The sequence below is a fragment of the Acinetobacter sp. Ver3 genome (assembly GCF_000632455.1).
Lineage (GTDB): Bacteria > Pseudomonadota > Gammaproteobacteria > Pseudomonadales > Moraxellaceae > Acinetobacter.
This window is the reverse complement of the sequence record NZ_JFYL01000106.1, coordinates 1-6,146: the sequence shown is the minus strand read 5'-3', so window position 1 is coordinate 6,146 and position 6,146 is coordinate 1. Positions and strand designations below refer to the sequence as shown.

The 6,146-nt window shown below is 41.6% G+C and carries 6 protein-coding genes; 1 reads left to right on the top strand and 5 read right to left on the bottom strand.

Features of this window, described 5'->3' with window-relative positions:
• The 5 genes from CL42_RS15305 to ribF all read right to left on the bottom strand — a co-directional run.
• Positions 1–270, bottom strand: a 270-nt coding sequence (locus CL42_RS15305; protein WP_035270563.1) for an NADPH-dependent FMN reductase, incomplete at its 3' end; no start/stop codon positions are given.
• Positions 271–390: 120 nt separating this feature from the next.
• Complete coding sequence (locus CL42_RS15300) at positions 391–873, bottom strand: FKBP-type peptidyl-prolyl cis-trans isomerase (protein ID WP_035270560.1); 483 nt, start codon at positions 871–873, stop codon at positions 391–393.
• Positions 866–1,408 (bottom strand): signal peptidase II, encoded by a 543-nt coding sequence (gene lspA, locus CL42_RS15295; protein ID WP_035270556.1) that lies wholly within the window; start codon positions 1,406–1,408, stop codon positions 866–868. Before lspA ends, CL42_RS15300 begins: the two co-directional genes overlap by 8 nt.
• Positions 1,401–4,247 (bottom strand): isoleucine--tRNA ligase, encoded by a 2,847-nt coding sequence (gene ileS, locus CL42_RS15290; RefSeq protein ID WP_035270553.1) that lies wholly within the window; start codon positions 4,245–4,247, stop codon positions 1,401–1,403. Before ileS ends, lspA begins: the two co-directional genes overlap by 8 nt.
• Before the next feature lie 61 nt (positions 4,248–4,308).
• A complete protein-coding gene (gene ribF / locus CL42_RS15285; protein WP_035270549.1) occupies positions 4,309–5,310 on the bottom strand; it encodes a riboflavin biosynthesis protein RibF in 1,002 nt (333 codons plus the stop codon).
• Between the two features lie 189 nt (positions 5,311–5,499).
• Between ribF and CL42_RS15280 the strand changes: the two genes are divergently transcribed.
• Positions 5,500–6,069, top strand: a complete 570-nt coding sequence (locus CL42_RS15280) for a 5'-nucleosidase (protein ID WP_171076810.1) — start codon at positions 5,500–5,502, stop codon at positions 6,067–6,069.
• Positions 6,070–6,146 lie beyond the last annotated feature (77 nt).

Sequence of the window (6,146 nt, the reverse complement as noted above, 5' to 3'; positions counted from 1 at the left end):
GTATCCATGATTATATTCAGGACTAATAAATATAAATGCATCACCTTTCGCGATTTGAGCAGCCCATTCTTGTTGCTTAGGTTGATCATATATACCCGTTAGTGGTGGATTTGCTCCAGCGAAAAACGGTAAATCCCATTCTTTTAAGTCCACAATTTCTGTCTGAATCGTGCTGTAGTTATATGATGAAATCGTGTTTTGAACCCAATTTGCAACTTTAATGGCTGTACGACCTTCTCGAACACTTCCCACAATAATTTGAATATTCACCAAATTTATCCTTCTAACTGTTATCACACTGACTTTAAAATGTTTTTTTTAAAAAAGGTAGATCGAAAATGTATCTAAAAAAAAGCGCCATAAGGCGCTTTTTTATGTACGAATCAGGCATTACATAATTTTGATGCCTTGCTGACCTGCTGGTGTTACTTTGAAAATTTCAACTTCAAAAGTAATATCTTTACCAGCAAGCGGATGGTTAAAGTCGACCTCAGTGATATCATCACCAACCGATTTAACCACACCATATAATGACTGCTTTGCTTTATCTTCAAACTCAATCATTTGACCTTCAGCAGGACGTTGCTCAAATTTAACAGTATCAAATTTTTGCACGTTCTCTTGGTTCCAAGGGCCAAAAGCATCTTCAGCAGGTAAACTTACTGTACGACGGTCCCCCGCACGTAAGCCAAATAAAGCTTTTTCAAAACCAGGCAATAAGCTGCCATCACCTATCACAAGGCTTACAGGTTCTTCGCGACTACGTGTATTATCAATTTCAACACCATTTTCAATGGCTACTGAAAAGTGTAAATGTACTTTTGAACCCGCTTCAATGCGAGTATCTTCATTTGGATTAATAAAATCAGTCATTTTGCGCTTCCGCACGTTGAATACGATGTTTCTCTAAGAAAAAAGTATCGATCAGCATTAAGATGGTACCTAAAGTAATGGCACTATCTGCAAGGTTAAAAGCAGGGAAGTGGCTATTGTTATAGTAGACATGAATAAAATCTACAACATAGCCTAAACTTACTCGATCAATAAGATTACCAATCGCCCCACCTAAGATGAGTGCGATGGCTAAAGGCAATACTTTCATGTTTTTTGGCATACGCATAATCCAAAACACAAAAATAACCGAGACAATTCCTGCAAGTGATGTAAAGAAATAACGTTGCCATCCACCGGCATCGGACAAGAAACTAAAGGCAGCGCCGTAGTTATGTAGTAATGTCCAATTTAAAAAAGGTAAAACAGGTACAGGGTCTGCATAAGTCAGATGTGTACTTGCTATCCATTTAGTCCATTGATCCAAAATAATGGCAACAATAGACAATCCTATCCACCACAAATTGTGGGGATAGAATTGGAATAAACCTTTTTTATTATTTTGTGGATTAGGCATATTTTCTCTCTTCGCCTTGACCTGTAGGGAGGTTAATAATACAACGACCACATAGTCCTGGATGTGATGGATGTGTATTCACATCAGGCAGAACATGCCAGCAACGAACGCATTTTTCGCCGTCAGCAGCAGAAACTTTCACATTCAAGCCTTCTAAGTCAGATACTTCACCTTGTGCTGCATCGAAACTATTGACCATCACTTGTGAAGTAATGAGAACGAAACGAAGTTCATCGCCTAACTTGTCTAGAACGGCTTTAAGTTCATCATTCGCCCAAAGCTCAACCTTAGCAGACAAGTTTGAACCCACAGTTTTCGCACCACGTGCTGCCTCGATAAACTTATTCACTGCCGATTTCACATTGATCAATGTTTGCCATTCAGTTTCTGATACGACATTGGCACTTGATGCAGTCGGAATATCATACCATTCAGCAGTGAAGACATATTTCTCAGTTTGACCGGGAATCAATGGCCAAGCTTCTTGTGCGGTGAACGTTAAAATAGGTGCCATCCAACGTACAAATGCTTGAACCAAATGGTACAACGCAGTTTGTGCAGAACGGCGTGCTTGAGAATCTGCTTTGGTGGTGTACTGACGGTCTTTGATAATGTCTAGGTAGAAACCACCTAAATCGTTGATACAGAAATTCGTTAGCGCACTTGTCACGATATGGAAGTTCATATCTTCGTAAGCTTTCTTAATGGTTTCTTGCACTTCTGAAGCACGTTGCAAGATGTATTGATCAAGTGCAATCAAATCATCAATCGCTAAGCAATCAGTCGCAGGTTGGAAACCATTTAAGTTTGCTAACAAGAAACGCAATGTGTTACGAATACGACGGTAACCGTCTGAGGCACGGTTAAAGATTTCTTTACCTGCGGTCATTTCATAACGGTAGTCTGCAGATGCAATCCAGAAACGAAGGCCATCAGCACCCATATCTTTAATGATGTCTTGCGGTGTGATGACGTTACCGATCGATTTCGACATCTTACGGCCTTTCTCATCGACCACGAAGCCGTGTGTCAACAAGCCTTTATACGGTGCGCGTTCGTTGATTGCCATTGAAGTCAACAATGAAGATTGGAACCAACCACGGTGTTGGTCTGAACCTTCAAGGTACAAATCAGCAGGGTCTTGTAGCTCTTCACGTTCACGAAGGACTGCAAAGTGTGTTGTACCTGAATCGAACCATACGTCTAAAGTATCTCGAACAGCATTATAGCAATCTGCATCATCACCGATGAATTCGCGTGCATCACGGTTATACCAACCATCAATACCTTCTTGCTCGATTAACTTCGCAACTTCTTCAATCAATTCAGGTGTACGAGGGTGTAACTCGTTAGTATCTTTATGAACGAAGAATGGAATTGGCACACCCCAAGTACGTTGGCGAGAGATACACCAATCTGGGCGACCTTCGATCATCGCTTGAATACGGTTTTTACCCCAATCTGGTACGAACTCAATATCATTTTCAATCGCGTTCAATGCACCTTGGCGTAGACCTTTGGCATCCATGCTGATGAACCATTGTGGTGTTGCACGGAAGATAATCGGTGTTTTATGGCGCCAGCAATGTGGGTAGCTATGTTTAATCACAACATGTGCCCAAAGTTTGCCTGCTTCAGTCAATGCTTCAATAATTTTTGGATTGGCTTTGTAGATGTGCTCGCCTGCAAAGAGTGGCGAAGTTGGTAGATACACACCATTACCACCGACTGGGTTTTCAACTTTTAAGTTGTACTGTAAGCCAACTTTATAGTCGTCTACACCATGACCTGGTGCAGTATGTACAGCACCTGTACCGCTACCGTCAGTCACGTGCTCACCTAAGATTACAGGCACTTGGCGTTCAGCGATCAGTGGGTGTTGCAGCACAAGGTTTTCAAGTTTTGCACCAGTGAATTCTGCAATGACTTCAAATGCGGTAAAACCATAACGCTGAGTAGCTGATTCAACCAATGATTTCGCAAGAATGAAGTTTTGAGGTGCTTTGTCTTCACCCGTTGCTTTCACAAGTTGATACTCAAGCTCAGCGTGTAATGCAACGGCTTGGTTAGCAGGCATGGTCCAAGGCGTCGTCGTCCAGATCACGATGTCAGTACGATCGGCAATGTCTACACCTAAGCGTGCAGATAAATCAGCAAGATCAACAACGCTGAAACCCACGTCGATGGCATCAGATTTTTTATCTTCATATTCAACTTCAGCTTCAGCCAATGATGAACCACAGTCTAAACACCAGTTGACGGGTTTAAGACCCGGCTCGATATGACCTGCTTTGGCAATAGCACCCAATGAACGCACGATGTCGGCTTCTTGTTTGAAGTTCATCGTTAAGTACGGATTGTCCCAATCACCAAACACGCCCATACGCACGAAGTCTTTCTTTTGCAGTTCAACTTGTGTGTAAGCATATTCACGGCAGGCTTTACGGAATGTAGAAGCATCTACTTTTACGCCGACTTTACCGACTTTTTCTTCAACTTTAAGTTCAATTGGAAGACCATGACAGTCCCAACCCGGTACGTATGGTGCATCAAAACCATCCATCACTCGGCTTTTAATGATGATGTCTTTTAAGACTTTGTTAACCGCATGACCTAAGTGAATTTGACCATTCGCATATGGAGGGCCGTCATGAAGCACATATTTTTTCTTGCCAATACGCGACGCACGAATCTGCTGATAAATGTTGTCGGCATACCACTCTTCTAACCATTTCGCTTCACGTACTGCGAGATTTGCTTTCATCGCAAAGTCAGTACCTGGGAGGTTTAGCGTGGCTTTATAGTCCACTGCATTTTCAGGAGTTTGCTTATCGCTCATGCAAGTTGTCTTCCAATTTAATCAGTCTAAAGCTGACGCGTTTTACAAAAATTAAGGAGTATTAATAAGGAAAGTTGGGGTTGTTTCGGCGAAACTCAAGCAGTTGCTCAACATCATCATCGATCCCAGCTTTGAGTGCTTCTAGCGAAGGATAATTCTTTTCGCCATGAACAAAGTTCAAAAATGTTACCCGCATTAACAGGCCATACAGATTAGCAGAAACATCAGGGAAATGTACTTCTAATCGCCACTCTGGATGTTCCTGTTCGATGGCTGGTCGGGTGCCGACATGTCCTGCACCGAAAAGGGCTGTAGCCTTATAACCAGCGATACCTGGATATCCGGCATTTTCATTGCGAACTTTGTCTTTTAACGATTCTGTTTCACAAATCACTTCAACACCATAGATGCCATGCAAACAGGGCTTATGGCGGTTTAGACGAACATTGATAGTTGGAAAGTTAATGGTGCGACCGATTTGATCACCATATTGAACACGACCCGTAATGCTATACGGACGACCAAGTAGCTCCGCAGCTTTTTTAAGGTCCCCTGTAGCCAAAGTTTGGCGAATTAAGGTGGAGCTAATACGCTCGCCATTCAGTTCAACGTTATCTAAATCGGTGACTTGAAAACCATAATCGCGCAAGAATTGGCTATTACCTTGACGGTTTTTCCCAAAATGATGGTCTTCACCGAGTACCAGACTTTGGGTATTCAGTTTGTATTTTAGAATATCAGCAAACTCTTCCGCACTTAAATTACGGAAAGTGTCATCAAATTTGGCAACAACAATATAGTCGATACCAAGTGCAGCCAAATGTTCCACTTTTTCACGTAATGAACTAATTCGTGGTGGTGCATCGTAACTTTTAAAATATTCTAAAGGCTGTGGCTCAAAAATCATCACCACAGTTTTTAAATCTTGTTGTTGTGCTATGTCTTTTAATTGCTGAACCATCGCCTGATGACCCAAATGAACACCATCAAAATTGCCAATGGTGACGGCAGTTTTGGGCAATTGAAAGTTGGGCGCTAAAGCATTCAGACGGAGTAGCTTCATGGGCGAAATGGTGACTAAAATTAATTTGGGCTATATATTGCCATATTCTCACAGTTTCGTCTTGTTGTTGTGTTTTTATTCAATACTTTTCTTATTCTAGATCAAGACGCTTGAGTCATTAGATCAAAGAAACTTTTATTTCGGGATATATTTTTGTCTAATGTATTCCATTCGAAATTTAATGAGTAAGTGATGTCTGATCTAGCCCTAATTATGGCCTTAGCAAGCGAATCTAAAGGATTATTCGAAGCTGAAAATATTGCAGTACATTACAGTGGTATTGGTAAGGTCAATGCAGCATTTAAAGCTTTTGAAGTGATTCAAAAAACGGGATGCACAACTTTGCTGAATTTAGGAACAGCAGGAAGTTCGCATTTTGATGCGCATTCCTTGGTTGAAGTAACAACATTTGTACAGCGAGATATGGATGTTTCACCGCTTGGCTTTGAAGTTGGTGTTACACCGATGGATCAGGAATTTCCCGCAGCGATTAACCTAGAGCCGTATTTTCAACATCTTCCCAAGGGCATTTGTGGGACTGGCGATAGCTTTGAAACTGGTGAACCTAAGGTGCCATGTCAGCTGGTTGATATGGAAGGATATGCGCTCGCCAAAGTATGTAAGAAACTTGGCGTTCGTTTGATTTCCGTGAAATACATTACAGATGGGGCAAACGACACCGCACATTTAGATTGGGAGGAGAACTTGTTGTTGGGCGCTCAAAAATTATTGGCTTTATATCAGAGTATGGAACACTAGATTTTGAAGATTTTGGCGACCATAGAAACTATGGTCGTATGCCAGAGATCAATCTCGGGTGGTGTTTCAAAAAGTAT